Source organism: Aeromonas sp. s5, assembly GCF_040907865.1.
Classification (GTDB): Bacteria; Pseudomonadota; Gammaproteobacteria; order Enterobacterales; family Aeromonadaceae; genus Aeromonas; species Aeromonas dhakensis.
Window position 1 is genome coordinate 168,555 of the sequence record NZ_JBFOCO010000023.1, and the last position, 16,063, is coordinate 184,617.

Here is a 16,063-nt window from a genome sequence, read left to right on the forward strand (position 1 = left end):
ATAATACCCCTTCCTGTTACCAAAAAAGAGACCGGCATATAGCCGGTCTCTTTGTTATTTCCGCAAACCTTACGCCTGCGGCGGGGTACTTTCCGCGTTGGACATCACCGCATCAATCTGCACCAGGGCGCCGGCGGGCAGCGCGCTCACGCCAATCACGGTGCGGGCGGGCAGATAGGCCGGGAAGTATTTGGTGTAGATGGCATCCACCTCCGCCAGATCCGCGATGTTCTTCAGCTGGATATTGACCTTGACGATATCGTCCATCACATGGTCGATGCTCTCCACAATCGCCTTGATATGGTTCAGGCACTGGGCGGTCTGCTCCTTGACGCAACCCGTCAGGATCTTGCCGGTGGCGAGATCGACCGGCAGCTGCCCGGCGATATGGTTGTAGTGGGAGAAGGCGACGGTCTGGGTGTGCAGGGGGCTGCGCGGTGCCTTGTCAGTATTGCGGGCGCGGATCACCAGATTGTGTCTGTCTTCCACCAGCTGCGGCGGGGTGCCGTCACCGTGGGAGATGACCGCATCCATCTGCACCAGGGCGTCCATCGGCAGGGCAGAGGCGGCAATCACGCTGCGGGCCGGCAGATAGGCGGCGGCGCGGGCGATGGCGGAATCCGGGAAGAAGGTAGTGTAGACCTCGTTGACGGCATCCAGATCGGTGAGGTTTTTCAGATAGACGGTCACCTTGACGATATCGTCGAAGGGCACGTCGATCCCCTCCAGAATGGCCTTGATGTTATTCAGGCACTGGGCCGCCTGCTGCTGGATACCGCCGGCGACCAGCTGGCCCGACGCGGCATCGACCGGCAGCTGGGCACCGATATTGTTGTAGTGGGAGAAGGCGACGGTCTGGGTGGAGAGCGGATCCTGCGGCGCCTTGTCGCTGTTGCGGGCGAGCTTCACCAGCGGGCACGGCGCCTGCGGGAAGGTGCCTTCGCCGTTGGAGATGAGCGCATCCATCTGCACGGCGGCGCCGAGCGGCAGACCGGCCACCGCCAGCACTGTGCGGGTCGGCAGCAGGTGGGGGAAAAACTCGCCATAGACGGCGTTGACCGCGTCGAGATCGGCAATTTCTTTGAGAAATACCGTGATTTTGACCACGTCATCCATCACATGATCGATGCTCTCGACGATGGCCTTGATATTGGTGAGGCACTGTCTGGCCTGCGCCTTGATATCCCCTGCGACCAGCGCGCCCGTTTTCGGGTCGACCGGCAGCTGGGCGGAGATATTGTTGTAGTGGGAGAACGCCACGCTCTGGGTGCTGGGGCTCAGATCCTGCGGTGCATTGGCGGTATTTCTGGCTGACTTGATGATGGTACCACTCATGGCGATACTCCTTTTTCAATCATTATTGGTGTAGGTACGGGTCACCCTCCCTCATCTTCTGATGGCCGCCCGGCTCGCCAACGAGCGGGCTCTCCTCTTTATTTCGGCAATAGCCGGCCATTCCCGCCAATTATGACGGGTGGCAAACATCGCCTCGCATATTGAGTCAAGGTCGCCTGTGCAGGCGATCGGATAACAGAGGTATGGATTGGGTTGGTTATCTCAGACGAGAGGATTCTATGAAGGGTATTCAGGGGATGCAAACCGGGATCGCATTTCTATGAGGTGGCTCAACGCTCTGAAATATAGCCAGAATGGCATTCAATGCACGATAAATGACGGGATAAATGGCTTCATATAGTGCGTTATGGTGGTGAAGGCCGAATGGCGCGGCTTCCCGCCATCATGCTCAGCGATCGGCCCTGTGAATAAAGCGTTAATGATTGGCACTATTTCGCTGTTAATGCAAAAAACTATGCATGGCTATGCATTTCATTGCGTTGAAAGGGGCTGTTATATGCATGGAAAATATGCTAGCTGGGGGCGGTTATTGTGCCCATTCGTCGGCTCCTGACATATCATTCAGTGATTTTGCATGGCTGTCGGCTTATTTGCAGGCAAAGCTCGCCGCGGGCAGCCGTTATTCGCCAGATATTGGCTGCCGTTATTTTCCAGATGGCACCCGTCAGGTTTATGCAATGAAATTGCAGCGTGGGACAAGCGCCATCAGGAGCAAATATCAGGACGGATGTTCCAGCCCAGCCGATATCGGGCGAAGGATGCAACAGGGGGGGCAGGCAGGTTCAGCGGGTGTGAACCTTGTGCCTGGAGCCCGGACAAGATAGCGCTGCCGCGTTGCCCTGTTCTGGCGGAAAAACCCGGCATCGCCCCATGGGCGGCGCGACAGGGTCTGGTGTTTGAGAGGTTGGCCGCCTGGGTTGCAGGTGCCTTGTTCAGGCGGCGCCTTGGATCAGGTATGGCTCAGGCGGGATAGAGGGCACCCAGTATCGCAAGGCGGCTGGCGCCGGCGTATGGGAGGGCAGGTTGCCCTCCTTGTTCAGGGAGCGCCTTGGGGCAGGCATGACTCAGGCAGGATAAAGGGCACCCAATATCGCCGGGCGGCTGGCGCCGGTGACGGCGGGCAGGTTGCCGGGTTGGCGGTGGATAAAGCGCTGTGCCAGCCAGGCAAACGCCGCGCCTTCCATCCAGTCGGGGGCAATCCCCAGCTCGGCCGTGTTGGCGATGCGCCAGCGGGGCAGCAGGCTGGCCAGCTCCGCCAGCAGAGGGGCGTTATGGGCGCCGCCGCCGCAGACATAGAGCTCGGGTTGGCTCTGCGCATCAGCCAGTGCGGGCAGCTGGCGGGCGACGCTGTGGCAGGTGAGCGCCTGCAGGGTGCGTTGCACATCCGCCGGGGCATGGGCCTGGCCGGCCAGCTCGCCATCGAGCCAGTCGAGGGTAAACATCTCCCGCCCGGTGCTCTTGGGGTGGGGGGCGGCAAAGTAGGGGTGAGCCAGCAGCTGCTCCAGCAGTGCAGGGAGAAGTTGGCCGCTGGCCGCCCACTGGCCGCCGGCATCGTAGCCTGCCCCCTGGGGGTGATGGCGGCGATACCAGCCGTCGAGCAGGGTATTGGCCGGGCCGGTATCAAAGCCATAGACGCCATCGGCCTGGCCCGGCAGTACAGAGATATTGGCGATACCGCCGAGGTTGAGTACCACCCGCAGGGCACCGGGGCGGGCGAAGAAGGCCTGATGGAAGGCGGGCACCAGCGGCGCCCCCTGACCGCCGAGGGCCATGTCCATGGTGCGAAAATCGGCCACCACGTCGATGCCGGTCAAGGCCGCCAGCAGGGCCGCGTTGCCGATCTGCAGGGTAAAGCCGAGGTGGGGGCGGTGGCGGATGGTCTGGCCGTGGCTGCCGATGGCACGAATATCGGCAGGCATGAGGCCGGCCTTGGCGAGCAGGGCCTGGGTGGCGGCGGCAAACTCGCGGGCGACCAGATTGTCGGCCACCCCCATGCGATCGATCTCGTTGTCGCCCGGGGTGCTGAGTGCGTGCAGCTCGTGGGCGGTGGGCCAGGGGTGGCTGACGGCCGCCTCGACCCGCAGTTGATCCCCCTCGATCAGTACCAGCACGGCGTCGATACCATCCATGCTGGTACCGGACATCAAGCCTATATAGCGTTCAGTCATGGGGCTTCCTTACTTGCAGCGCGGGAAAACGTACGTGAGAGAGGGAGCGGCCTCGATCTCATGCCGTATTCTGGTACCGGACATCAAGCCTATATAGCGTTCAGTCATCAGGCTTCCTTACTTGCAGGCAGGAAAAAGTACGTGAGAGAGGGAGCGGCCTCGATCCCATGCCGTATTCTGGTACCGGACATCAAGCCTATATAGCGTTCAGTCATCAGGCTTCCTTACTTGCAGGTCGGGAAAAAGTACGTGAGAGAGGGAGCGGCCTCGATCCCATGCCATATTTTGGTACCCGGCATCAAGCCTATATAACGCTCGCTCATGACTGCTCCTTGTGGCTCTCTGGCATGGTGGCTCAGTTGCCGCCGTTGGCCCGCTTGTTCTGGGCCAGCTGCAGTTCGGGGCTGTCCAGCTTGGCCAGCTGGGGCATGGCCTGCGCCTTGAAGCTGGCCAGCGCCCGCCCGCTCAGAGACTCCGCCTGCGGCAGGTTGAGGGTGCGCGGGTTCTTGTGCACGCCGCCCACCACAAATTCATAGTGCAGGTGCGGCCCGGTGACCCGGCCGGTGCCACCGAGCAGGCCGATGGTCTGGCCCTGCTTCACCCGCTGCCCCTTGTTGACGGTGCGCTTGGAGAGGTGCAGGTACTTGGTCACGTAGTTGCCGGCGTGCTTGATGAAGACGTAGTTGCCGTTGAACTGGTTGTAGCCGGCGGCCACCACGCTGCCGCCACCGGCCGCCATGATGGGGGTGCCCACCGGCGCCACGTAGTCGATGCCGTTGTGGGGGCGTACCTTGCCGGTGACCGGGTGCAGCCGGCGCGGGTTGAAGTTGGAGCTGATGTATTTGAAGTTGACCGGCGCGCGCAGGAAGCTCTTGCGCATCGCCTTGCCATCCGGGGTGTAGTAGTTGCCATCCTCGTTCAGCACGGCGCGGTAGATGGCGCCCTGGTTGACGAACTCGGCGGCCAGGATGTCGCCGGAGGCAACCCGCTCGTCATCCTGGAATTTCTCCTCGTAGACCACCCGGAAGCTGTCCCCCGGCTGCAAGTCCTGGGCAAAGTCGATGTCCCAGCCGAAGATGGCGGCGAGATCCATGACCTGATCCTCGGTCATGCCGGCATCGACGGCGGCGCCCCAGAAGCTGGAGCGGATCTCGCCCTTGGCCACCTGTTCGCGGGTGTCGAGCTCGAGCTTGACCGCCCGGGCGACGAACCCCTCATCCTTGCGGATCACCTTGAGCGCCTGCTCCAGGCTGTAGGGATAGTAGAGGCTGTGCAGCTCGCCACCCTTGGTGAGCTTGAAGGTGAGCTCCTGGCCTGGCTTGAGCAGGCGCAGGGTGTCGGTGCCGTTCAGCTGATCGATGAGGTGCAGATCCGTGGTGCTGAGGCCAAGGCGCTGGAAGATGACCCCCATGTTGTCGCCGCTGCGTACCTTCACCAGCTTGGTGATGTAGCTCGGTTTGGGCGGGGTGACGGGCTTGGCTTCGGCCAGCAGCGCCTCCTCGTCGACCTGCTGCTCGATGGCCAGCTCGTTGCCGTTGTCATCGACCCGGGTGGCGACCGCCTGTTCGCTGGGCCAGGCCGCCAGCATCATCACCATGATGCTCAGGATCAGCACCATCTTGCGGTGCCAGTGGGGGAGAGAGTTGAAGGCGTGCCAAATGACCATGAGAAGCAGACGAAGTTGAGCCGGGAAGAATGTCGGAGTTTACCGCCTTTCCAATTGGCCCGCCATTCCAGTAATATGTCTGGCCCTGTGGAATCGTGATTGGAGAGTCAAAAAATGTCCCAGCTCGAGGTGGCGCTAGCCGAGATCAAGCGCGGAGCGGAAGAAATTCTGGTGGAAGAAGAACTGGTCGCCAAGTTGAAGGAAGGGCGCCCGCTGCGCATCAAGTTGGGGATGGACCCGACGGCTCCCGACATTCACCTGGGTCATACCGTGATCCTCAACAAGCTGAAGACCTTCCAGGATCTGGGCCATGAAGTGATCCTGCTGATCGGTGACTTCACCGCCATGGTGGGTGACCCCTCCGGCAAGAACGCCACCCGTCCGCCGCTCTCCGAAGAGGCCATCAAGCACAACGCCCTCACCTATGCCGAGCAGGCGTTCAAGATCCTCGACCCGGCCAAGACCCGCATCGAGTACAACTCCACCTGGCTGAGCGAGCTGGGCGCGACCGGCATGATCAAGCTGGCGGCCAAGCAGACCGTGGCCCGCATGATGGAGCGCGACGACTTCAAGAAGCGCTACAGCAACGGCCAGTCCATCGCCATTCACGAATTCCTCTATCCGCTGCTGCAAGGCTACGACTCGGTCGCGCTGAAGGCGGACGTCGAGCTGGGCGGTACCGATCAGAAGTTCAACCTGCTGATGGGCCGCGAGCTGCAAAAAGATGCCGGCATGGCGACCCAGTGCGTGCTGATGATGCCGCTCTTGGTGGGCCTGGACGGCGTCAAGAAGATGTCCAAGTCCGCTGCCAACTACATCGGCGTGCACGACGCCCCGGGCGAGATGTTCGGCAAGATCATGTCCATCACCGACGATCTGATGTGGAACTACTACGAGCTGCTCTCCTTCCGTCCGCTGGCTGAAATTGAAGAGTTCAAGGCAGGCATCGCTGCCGGCACCCTCAACCCGCGCGACGTGAAGATCTGGCTGGCCAAAGAGATCATCGCCCGTTATCACGACGAAGCGGCAGCCGAAGCGGCCCACGAAGACTTCACCCAGCGCTTCTCCAAGAACGCCATTCCGGACGAAATGCCGGAAGTCGAACTGGCACTGGAAGGCGAAGGGCTGGCCATTGCCAACCTGCTCAAAGACGCCGATCTGGTGGCCACCACCTCCGAAGCGTTGCGGATGATCAAGCAGGGCGCGGTCAAGGTTGACGGCGAGAAACTGGAAGATGGCAAGGCACTCATCGGTGCCGGTACCGCCGTCTACCAGGTCGGCAAGCGCAAGTTTGCCCGGGTGACCGTCAAGTAAGTCGCCAGCCCCTGGCGCCGCCATAAGAAAGGCCTCCCTTGCGGAGGCCTTTTTGTTGGCTCATTGCTGTAAAGAGGGATCAGCCCTCTGTTTTCAGGAAGTTGCGATAGAGCATGTAGAGGTGGGCCGAGCTCCAGCTGAAGTTGCTGGCTCCCTGCATGGCGCCGGTCTCCGGGTTGTAGTTCTCGCGGATGGGGCCGCTGCCCGCCAGCCCCTCGGCGTTGGCAAACAGCTTGTTGACGAGCTGCTGGGCATCGCTGCGATAGCCGTAGTTCTCCAGCCCCTTTACCCCGAAGTAGAACTGATCCAGCCAGACTCGGCCGCGCCAGTAGATGTCGGGGTCGTAGGCCGGGTTGGTCAGCGCCGCCGTGCCGAGCGGCACCCTGGTGTTGAACTCCTGGGCATTGAGCATCACCTCGCGCACCCGCGCCGCCTTCTCCTGGTCCGCCACCTCGGCCCAGAGCGGGCTCCACCCTTCCGGGCCGCGGCCGCGGGCGGTCAACAGCTTGCCGACGCAGCCGTTGGCGTCGGGCAGATCCCCCTGGGCTATCTGGCGGTCGTAATAGAAGCCGGAGGCCTCATCGAACAGGCAGCTGTTGATGTAGCCAGCCAGCTGGGTCGCCCCCTCGCGGTAGCGGCTCGCCTCGTCCGGCTTGCCGAGCAGCTCGGCCATGTCCGCCAGGATGCGCTTCTCCTTGGCGAGGAAGGCGTTGAGCTCCACCGATTCCTGATCGATGGAGAAGCCGATGAGGCTGCCGTCGTCCTGATGGTTCTCGAAGAAGAAGACGTTCCAGTCCTGGCGCGCCCTGGCCAGGTCGCCGCCATAGGTCTTGTCGGCGTAGCGCTTGAGCTGATCCGGCTCGATAAAGCCAAAGCGGGCGGCGTTGTCCATGCCGGACTCCCAGCCGGCCCCGTGCTGGGCGCCGATATCCATGTCGGCGTAGCCGCCAACGCTCAATACCTGCTGATAGAGCGCCATGCCGGCGCAGCCATACCAGCCATCACCCTCATTGGTGCAGCTCGACAGATCCAGCCCGGCCGGTACCCCCGTCGGGTACTGCACCTTGAAGGTGATATTGCCGAACTCGTCGTTGTGCTCGACGTGGCGGGTGGCGCCATATTCGATGATGCCGTTGCGGTTGTTGTCCCGCGCCCGATACCACCAGTCGTGATAGGCCTGGATCTTCGGATACATCTCGGCGATGAAGGCCTTGTCCTGGGTGGCGCTGTAGATCTCCCAGATGGCCCAGGCGGAGAGGGGCGGCTTGGTGTCCCGCTCGTTCCAGTTGCCGCCGTCGCCACCGCGATCGGCGAGCTTGTTGTAGAAGACGGCGTCGATCACCATGCCGGCATCCTGCGGCCGGACCGGGTCATCGGCCTGGATCTGGTAGTCATACATGGCGCGCACGTTGTTCTTGGCTACTTCCGGGTTGAAATGGGCCATAGCGTAGGCGTGCTTCCAGCTGTCCCAGGCCCAGACCCCGTCGAACCAGCGGGCGGTATTGGAGGGGGTCACCCCGTCGTGCAGGATGGCGCCGGCTGGGGAACGCCAGTTGCCGTTGAGGGTCTCCATCGCCTTGACCGCGATGCGTCGCTCCGATTCCGGGATCCCCTGATTGGAGAGGCCGCGCGCCAGGTAATCCTCCCAGCGGCGGATGGAGTCGTCGAAATGGCTGGCGGGGTCGGCCAGCAGCGCCTGGCGGCTCTGCTCGAAGCGACTCGCGTCAGCACTGCTGTGGACATAGCTCTGCAGGGTGTAGATATCCTGCTGGCCCTTGGCGGCCAGGGTGAGGCTGGCCTCGCTCACGTAGCCGAGCCCCTGCTCATCGAGGGTGGTGCGGCTGGGCAGGGTGCGATCGATGCGGTAGCTGGCGCTGCCGCTTTGCATGATGTTCCAGGTGCTGCGCAGTTTGCCGAACTGGAATGCCACGCCGCGCTCGGTCTGGCTGATGGAGCGGGTCCAGGCGGGGTACTGCTCGGCGACCGTCTTGTTGGCATCCCACTGGTTGAGCAGCTCCCCCTGCCAGTTGAGCTTGAGGGTGAGGGGGGCATCGGTGTGGTTGATGAGGCGGGTACGAACCAGCGCAGTGCGGGCGTCGCCGTAGCGCAGCTCTAGCTCCAGGGTGAAGGGGTCAAATTCGAAGCGCTGCACCAGGGCCCCTGGGATGGCGTACAGCGCCTGCTTGCTGGCGCTGGTGAGCGGGAAGGCGCGGCCGCTCTCGTCGCTCAGGGTCAACTTGTCCAATTCGCTTGCGAAGAACAGGCTGTACTCCTCGGCGATGACCATGGGGCCGGTAAAGCCGCCCCATTCGCTGTCGCTGGCGGGCAGCAGGAAGCCGTGCCAGGCGCCGAGATCGAGCAGCGGGTTGTATTTGAGGTTGGAGTAGCTGTCAAAGTCACGGAACTGGAGCGGGGTACCGCTGCGGTCGATCACGTTCTGATACTGGTTCGCCAGGGTGGCGCTGGGGGCGGCCGGGCTGCTGGAGTCATTGCCGTTGCAGGCAGTGAGGCCGAACAGGGCGACGCTCAGGGTGACGGATAGTAAACTTTTACGAAACATCTCTCGCTCCAATGACAGTTTTTGTAGGTTAAGGAAGGTGTTTTTTAGTGCTTGTTTTAGTGAAAGCGTTTGCGAGAGCCATTATAGGGCGATTTTGAGGGGATTATTGGCGCTGCGTCACAGTGCCGGAGGGGCTGGTGTGAGCCGGATCACCCGGTTACACGAGGTTACATAGCTTGATATTTTAGTAACTATTTACTTATCTGGCGGCAGCCAGCGAGAGAGAGGAGGGGCAGGTGCGCAGGTATTGATAGGGGGTCAGGCCGAACTCCTGCTTGAAGCGGGCTGCGAAGCGGCTGGGGGAGTCGTAGCCACAGGCGAGGGCCGTCTCCAGCGGTGCCAGCCCCTGCTGCAACAGGGTGAGGGCGTGGCTCATGCGCACCTGGGTCAGCAGCTGGCGAAAGCTGCGCCCCTCGGCGGCCAGCTTGCGCGCCATGGAGGCGCGGCTCATGGCGAAGTGCGGTGCCACCCCCTCCAGGGTGTGGTCGGCGCCCGGCTCCACCCCGAGGTAGCGGGCCAGCCGCTCGCCGAGGGTCATGGTGTGGGCGGGAAACAGCAGGTCGAGCCCGCCGGCGGCCTGCAGCTCGGCATAGAAGCCCTGCAGCAGCTGGGCCTGGGTGGCCTCATTGAGCCGCCGATCCGCCATGGAGCAGACCAGCTCGAAACAGAAGGCCAGTGCCGGGCTGACCGTCAGGCGCGGCTCCCTGAGCGGGCCGGCCTGGGCGGTGCTGAGCCAGTCGATGGGGGGCGGGGTCAGCAGGGTCAGCGCGCGGGAGCGAAACTTGCCCTGCTCCGGCTGGTTGACGAAGGTGAGCTGGTGACCGGCCGGGATCAGCAGCCAGCTCGCCTGATCGAACGCCAGGCGCTTCTCCTGCCACCACAACTGCTTGTGACCCTGCTCCACCCAGATGATGGTGGGGGCGTAGATGAGCACCCGGTGCAGCGGCTGCTGGCGGATCCCGAGATAGTGGTGCAGTTGCAGCAGCGGCGTGCTCATCCGGCGGACTCCTAGGGGGTGACGAAGGTGGCGGTCAGGGTGGCCTTGCCAAGGGCCATGCTGTTGAGCATGTAGCCTAACATGGCGGGCGGGGTGTCTGCCTTCACCTCCAGGGGCTGGGGCAGGGCCCAGGCGGTAAACTGGTAGCGGTGCATGCCGTGGCCGGCGGGCGGGCAGGGGCCGCCGTAGCCCTGGCTGCCGAAGTCGGTCTTAAGCTCCAGCCCCTGCTTGAGCTTGCCGGAAGCGTTGCTCGGCAGCTCGCTCTGACTGGCCGGCAGGTTCACCACCAGCCAGTGCCACCAGCCGCTGCCGGTGGGCGCGTCCGGGTCATAGGCGGTGATGGCGATGCTCTTGGTGCCGGCTGGCAGATCCTGCCAGTTCAGCTGGGGCGAGCGGTTGTCGCCGCTGCAGCCAAAGCCGTTGAAGCTGAAGGCCTTGTCCATCAGCTGGCCTTCGTGGATGTCGCTGCTCTTCAGGGTCATGGCACTGGCGGGCAGGGCCGCCACGCACAGCAGGGAGAGCAGGGTGGTACGCTTGGCAATCTTCATGGTGAGGCTCCTCGGTGGATGATGGGATCAGTCTAGCGAAGAGGGGGAGGAGGTGAGTGACCCAACTGCTCAAAGTGACCTGCTTGCTGCCATGATATGAGTCGTTGTGTTGATTTTTGGTGAGCGCTGCGAAAGAGTGGTGGCACGTCCTGGCATAAAAAAACCGGCATCATGGATGCCGGTTTTTTACTGTGCTGACAGCTGATCGCGCGGCTTAGCGCAGGATCATCTCGTCACGGCCCGGGCCGACGGAGACCATCGGCACCGGTACGCCCAGCAGCTCTTCGATGCGCAGTACGTACTGCTGAGCCGCTTTGGGCAGCTCGGCGAAGGTGCGGCAGCCGGTGATGTCTTCGCTCCAGCTTTCCATCACTTCGTAAACCGGCTTCAGACCGGCAGTTTGCGGCCAGATCGGGTTCTCGGTGTGGGCACCTTCGTAGGCGACGCAGATCTTCAGATCCGGCAGACCGGTCAGGCAGTCCAGCTTGGTCAGCGCCACTTCGTTGGCAGCCTGCAGCTCGACACCATTCTTGGTGGCAACGGCGTCGAAGTAGCCGACGTCACGGGGACGACCGGTGGTGGCGCCGAACTCGTTGGCGATCTTGCGGAACTCGTCCTGGTTCTCCATGGCGGTCAGCAGGGTGCCGGTACCGACGGAGGTGCTGAACGCCTTGGCGACGGCGATGACGCGCTCGGGACGCAGACCCGGCAGGCCGCCACCGATGCCGGCATAGGCGCCGGAAACGTGGGAGGAGGTCACCCAGGGGTATTCGCCGTAGATCAGGTCACGGCCGGCGCCCAGCTGGGCTTCGAACAGCAGGGTCTTGCCTTCGGCCTGCAGCGCTTTGAGCGGCATGCTGACGTTGCAGACGGAGTCGATCCAGGGGGCGGACACTTCCAGCAGCCAGTCGGCCATCTCCTGGGCGGTCTGGTTGAATTCGAAGGTCGGGTAGAGCGCTTTGAGCTGCGGCAGTTTCCAGTCGAGGAAGAATTGAATGCGCTCGACCAGCACTTCCGGCTGCTTCAGCCAGCCCACCAGGATCGCTTTCTTCATGACGCGATCGCCGTAGGCAGGGGCGATGCCCTGACGGGTGGAACCGTAGGCGCCGTCGCCCAGACGCTGCTCTTCCAGGGTATCTTCCATGGCGTGCAGCGGCAGGCAGAGGGTGGCGCGATCAGAGATGGCCAGCTTGGGAGTGACGCCGGAGGCTTTCACTTCGTCCAGCTCGACGGTCAGTTTCTCGGGGCTGATCACCATGCCCGGGCCCAGCACGACCAGGCAATCCGGGTTGAACACACCGCTCGGAACCTGGTGCAGCTTGAAGGTGCCAAGGTCGTTGACGACGGTATGGCCGGCGTTGTTGCCGCCCTGGAAGCGAATGCTGGCGCCTGCTTGGCCTGCCAGATAATCCACGATGCGGCCTTTGCCTTCATCACCCCAGTTGGCACCTACGACTACGATAGACGACATGACTCTTTCTCCTAAGACGTTAGGCGATCATCCTAGGAGGCCGGGGCGGATTAGAAAAATTAATTATCTTTATAATTCCGATAAGAGAGTCATATAATTGCGGCGAATTTATCGGCAAACTGCCCCCTGGTCGCGCCGCCTTGCCGTTGTCGAGCTGGGTGGCCGTTGCCGGGCGGCACAGGAGGACCCTCATGCTGGACATCCACTGGCTGCACACCTTCGTCACCCTGGCCCGGCTGCAGCACTTCGGCCAGACCGCCACCGAACTGCACATGACCCAGCCCAATGTGAGCCTGCACCTCAAGAATCTGGAGCAGGCCACCCGGGTCAAGCTCATCGAGCGCAGCCCGTTTCGGCTGACCCAGGCCGGCGAGCGGCTGCTGCAAAGTGCCGAGCGCGCCATCGCCGAGCTGCAGCTCTGCCAGTCCGATCTCAACGCCCTCAACCAGCTGAGCCAGGGGACGCTGGCCATCGCCGCCAGCGACATCATCTCGCGCCTGCTGCTCATTCAGCCCTTTCAGCGCTTCAAGCAGGAGTTCCCCGGCATCGACCTCACCCTGTTCAACACCACTTCGGATCAGGCGGCTGAGCTGGTCAAGGCGGGCAAGGCGGATCTTGGCTTCGTGATGGCGCAAAAGCGCAGCGAGCCGCTGTTCTACACCGAGTTGCAGCAGGTGACCTGGTGCGCGCTGGGGCACGGTCTCGCCCGCTGGCAGGCGCGGGCGCAGGCGGGGGAGAGCGATCCCCTCGACGAGCCGACCCTGATCCTGCTGGGGCACGACACCCGTACCCGGGCGCTTATCGACCCCTCTTTGCCGCTGCTCGGTCTACCCAGCTGTCGCATCATGGAAGTGGGCAGTGTGGACGCCCAGCTCGACTGGGCCGAGGCGGGGTTCGGGGTGGCCATAGTGCCGGACTTCTCCATTCACCCGCGGCTCAAGCTGACTGCCCCGGTGACCCGGCTCACCGATTTCCCCGGCACCAGCTTAGGGTATGTGGTGCGCCAGAACCAGGTGCTGTCGCGCGCCATCAAGCAACTGCTGCACTGGGTGGAGCAGGAGATCCAGCGCCCGGCACCGTTGCCGGACGCCAGGGCTTGAGCCCACCCAATATCGAAATAAAAGAGGCCACCCTTGGGTGGCCTCTGTCGTTGTGGCTGTTTGGCGGCCTTACTGGGCAGGCGTGCCCTCTGCGGTCGGTGAGGCGCCGCTTGGTGCGGCCGTTGCCGGTGCTGTCGATGCCGGTTCGGCGGGCGCCGGTGAGGTGGGTTGTTCCCCACTCACCACGGCAGAGGGGCTTGGCGCAGCCGTGCCCGTCAGCTTGCCGCCCTGCTCCACGGCGGCCCCTTCGAGCACGGTACTCGCGCCCTGCTCGGTGGCTGCGGCTGCCGAGGGGGTCGGCAGCAGGGCGCCAGGAGTCTGCCTGGAGGAGGTGGCGGGCGTACCTTCCGGGGAGGGGGCGCCCGTCGTGCCGGCAGCTTGCTTCGCGTCCTCACCGGCGGGGTGCGCCACTTCGGTGGGCTGCGCCGCTGAAGTCGCCTGGGCCTCCGAGGTGGCCGGAGCCGGGCTCAGGCTCTCGGGCAGCAGGGTGGGCGGGGCATCCGCCATGCCGGCGTGGCGCGGCACTTCCGCCTCACCCAGCATCCCCTCCAGGGTGAGCTGGGTCAGTGCCGGGTGGAGGCGGGTGAACTGCTTGAGCCGGCCGCTCAGCACGTCGCGCACGGTGCGCACCTCGCTATCCGGCAGGCTGGCCAGTGCCACCAGCTCGGCGGTGACGGCGAAGGTGTTGATCCCGCTGGTCTGGCCCGGATAGAGGTTGGCGCCGATGCGGCCGCGCTGATAGTAGGGGTGCTGCTTGAGCAGCCTGTCTATCTGTTCCCCCTCGATGGGGATGAGGCGCGCCTTGCAGCGGCCGGTGAGATCGCCGATGGCCTGGTTGGGGTGGCCCGCCACCACGAAGGCGGCGTCCAGGGTACCGTCACAGAGCCCCTCCAGCCGGTTGTTGGCCGCGGCGGGGATGAGGGGGGCAAAGCTCTTGGCCTGCCAGCCCATGGCGTCGAGCAGCGCCTGGCTGGTGACCCGTTCCCCGGAGCCCGGGTTGCCGAGATCGACCCGCTTGCCTTCGATGTCGGCCAGGGTGTTGATGTTGCTGGTGGCGCTGGCAAGCAGGGTCAGCGACTCCGGATGGAGGCGGTATAGGCTGCGCAGCTGATCGGCGGGGGGTTGACCCTGAAAGGGGCCCGTGCCGTGAGCGGCGTGATGCAGCACGTCCGACTGCACCAGCGCCAGCTGGATGTTGCCCTGCGCCAGCGCTTTCAGGTTGGCGAGGGAACCCGAGGTACTCTGCACCGAGCAGTGCAGGCCGTGGCTGCCGCTCTCTTCATTGAGCAGCCGGCAGATGGCGCCGCCGGTCGGGTAGTAGACGCCGTTCAGCGGCCCCGTACCGATGGTGAGATAGGTGGCGGCCTGCAGGGGCAGGGCCAGGGTCGCTGCCAGCCAGGGCAGGGCTCGGCGAAGCCGGATGGGCAGAAGGTGCAAGACGCGTTGGAACATAGTGAACCGGATCATTGGCTGATAAAAAGGATGGGTCAGCCCCATCCCGGTTGGCATCGGGCCGTTGCCCGCAAGAGGGCGGCCGGTGCCGTGTTGGGTGGCCCCTGGCGCCCCGGGATGGCCGGGGTGGGGCGTCGCCAAAATATACCCTATTGCGTGCGGATACGGATCGGGTCGGACAGATTATATTGCGGGGTCGGCCGGCGCCGCCCCGCAGGGGCTCAGCGGCGAGCCAGGATGGCCTTCTCCATGCGGGCCAGTGCCTCGACGAGGCGGGCCCGGGTGCAGCCGAAGTTGAGCCGCACGAACTGGCCATCGCCAAACTGGGCACCGGGGGAGAGCCCCACCCCGGCCTGCTCGAAGAAGGCGATGGGATCGTCCAGCCCCAACGTGCTCACGTCGATCCAGGCGAGGTAGGTGGCCTGATGGCGCGCCAGCTTGATGCCGGGCCAGCGGGCGACCGCCTGCTCGATCAGCGCCAGGTTGGCGGCCAGGTAGTCGAGCTGTTCGCTGAGCCACTGTTCGCCCCCTTCATAGGCCGCCTCGGCGGCCACGAAGCCCAGCAGGTTGACGTCGGCACTGATGCCGCGCATCGCCTGCTGCAGCTTGAGGCGCAGACGGGCATTGGGCACCACCGCGAAGGCGCAGCAGAGCCCGGCGATGTTGAAGGTCTTGCTCGGGGCCATCATCACCGCCGAACGCTCGGCCGCCGCCGGGCTGATGGCGCCGTAGGGGATGTGACGGGCGTCCTTGTCCAGCAGCAGGTCGCAGTGAATTTCATCGGAGCAGATCACCAGGTTGTGGCGCTCGGCGATGGCGTCGATGGCCAGCAGCTCCTCGCGGGTGAAGACGGTGCCGCCCGGGTTTTGCGGGTTGCACAGCAGCAGCAGATCCGCCGCCGGCGCCTGGCGTTCCAGCTCCTCGATATCCAGCACCCAGCGGCCGGCCTCTTCCACCATGGGCACGGTGAGCAGCGGCCGGTCGTTGAAGCCCGGCGCCTGCAGGAAGGGGTAGTAGACCGGCTTGGGGGTGATGATGCCACGCCCGTGCTGGCTCCAGGCCTTGCAGGCCAGGTTGAGACCGGGTACCACCCCGGGCAGGAAGACGAGCCACTCGGGCTGGATGGTCCAGCCATAGCGGCTGGCCAGCCGCGTGATGATGAGTTCGATCAGCCGGGGAGAGGGGCGGGAGTAGCCGAAGATGCCGTGGGCGACCCGTGCCGTGAGGGCCTCGACGACGGCAGGGGGGGAGACGAAGTCGGTGTCGGCGACCCACATGGGCAGCACGTCCTGTCCCTTGTACTTGTCCCATTTCAGGCTCATGGTGCCGCTGCGATCTATTTCCCGGTCAAAATCAAACATGTGAAATCCTTATGCTGGCCAGTGGGCTTTCACTGTACGGGGTCGGGGACGGGGTCGCAAGCCTTGAGGT

11 protein-coding genes are annotated in these 16,063 nt (G+C 63.9%); 2 read left to right on the top strand and 9 right to left on the bottom strand.

All coding sequences use genetic code 11. The annotated features are described in order from the left end of the window. Positions 1–69: 69 nt before the first annotated feature. From AB5Y94_RS13590 to AB5Y94_RS13600, 3 genes are all read right to left on the bottom strand, one after another. A complete protein-coding gene (locus AB5Y94_RS13590) occupies positions 70–1,335 on the bottom strand; it encodes a RidA family protein (RefSeq protein ID WP_368205779.1) in 1,266 nt (421 codons plus the stop codon). A gap of 1,085 nt (positions 1,336–2,420) precedes the next feature. Next, on the bottom strand, positions 2,421–3,524 hold the full coding sequence (locus AB5Y94_RS13595; RefSeq protein ID WP_368205781.1) for an anhydro-N-acetylmuramic acid kinase: 1,104 nt from the start codon (positions 3,522–3,524) through the stop codon (positions 2,421–2,423). 355 nt (positions 3,525–3,879) lie between these two features. Continuing rightward, positions 3,880–5,190: a peptidoglycan DD-metalloendopeptidase family protein gene (locus tag AB5Y94_RS13600; protein ID WP_368205782.1), complete on the bottom strand. Its 1,311-nt coding sequence runs from the start codon at positions 5,188–5,190 to the stop codon at positions 3,880–3,882. A 114-nt stretch (positions 5,191–5,304) separates the two neighbouring features. Between AB5Y94_RS13600 and tyrS the strand changes: the two genes are divergently transcribed. Continuing rightward, positions 5,305–6,504: a tyrosine--tRNA ligase gene (gene tyrS / locus AB5Y94_RS13605; protein ID WP_010633247.1), complete on the top strand. Its 1,200-nt coding sequence runs from the start codon at positions 5,305–5,307 to the stop codon at positions 6,502–6,504. Positions 6,505–6,583: 79 nt separating this feature from the next. On the opposite strand, the gene ygjK is transcribed toward tyrS, so the two are convergent. The 4 genes from ygjK to AB5Y94_RS13625 all read right to left on the bottom strand — a co-directional run bounded on the left by ygjK (position 6,584) and on the right by AB5Y94_RS13625 (position 12,080). Further along, positions 6,584–9,064, bottom strand: coding sequence for an alpha-glucosidase (ygjK, locus tag AB5Y94_RS13610; protein WP_368205783.1), 2,481 nt, complete (start codon positions 9,062–9,064; stop codon positions 6,584–6,586). Between the two features lie 199 nt (positions 9,065–9,263). Beyond that, the gene (locus tag AB5Y94_RS13615; RefSeq protein ID WP_368205785.1) at positions 9,264–10,061 is read right to left on the bottom strand and encodes a helix-turn-helix transcriptional regulator; all 798 of its coding nucleotides are present in this window, start codon (positions 10,059–10,061) and stop codon (positions 9,264–9,266) included. Between the two features lie 11 nt (positions 10,062–10,072). Then, the gene (locus AB5Y94_RS13620; RefSeq protein ID WP_368205787.1) at positions 10,073–10,609 is read right to left on the bottom strand and encodes a YbhB/YbcL family Raf kinase inhibitor-like protein; all 537 of its coding nucleotides are present in this window, start codon (positions 10,607–10,609) and stop codon (positions 10,073–10,075) included. Between the two features lie 214 nt (positions 10,610–10,823). After that, positions 10,824–12,080, bottom strand: a complete 1,257-nt coding sequence (locus tag AB5Y94_RS13625) for an adenylosuccinate synthetase (RefSeq protein ID WP_005303296.1) — start codon at positions 12,078–12,080, stop codon at positions 10,824–10,826. A gap of 191 nt (positions 12,081–12,271) precedes the next feature. Here AB5Y94_RS13625 and AB5Y94_RS13630 point away from each other — a divergent pair, with 191 nt between their 5' ends. Next, positions 12,272–13,180 carry a LysR family transcriptional regulator gene (locus AB5Y94_RS13630; RefSeq protein ID WP_010633251.1) on the top strand — a complete coding sequence of 303 codons (909 nt, stop codon included), beginning with the start codon at positions 12,272–12,274 and terminating at the stop codon, positions 13,178–13,180. Positions 13,181–13,249: 69 nt separating this feature from the next. On the opposite strand, the gene AB5Y94_RS13635 is transcribed toward AB5Y94_RS13630, so the two are convergent. Together AB5Y94_RS13635 and AB5Y94_RS13640 are read right to left on the bottom strand one after the other, a co-directional pair. Further along, positions 13,250–14,632: a TAXI family TRAP transporter solute-binding subunit gene (locus tag AB5Y94_RS13635; protein ID WP_368205789.1), complete on the bottom strand. Its 1,383-nt coding sequence runs from the start codon at positions 14,630–14,632 to the stop codon at positions 13,250–13,252. Between the two features lie 221 nt (positions 14,633–14,853). Further along, positions 14,854–15,993: a MalY/PatB family protein gene (locus tag AB5Y94_RS13640; RefSeq protein ID WP_368205791.1), complete on the bottom strand. Its 1,140-nt coding sequence runs from the start codon at positions 15,991–15,993 to the stop codon at positions 14,854–14,856. Positions 15,994–16,063 lie beyond the last annotated feature (70 nt).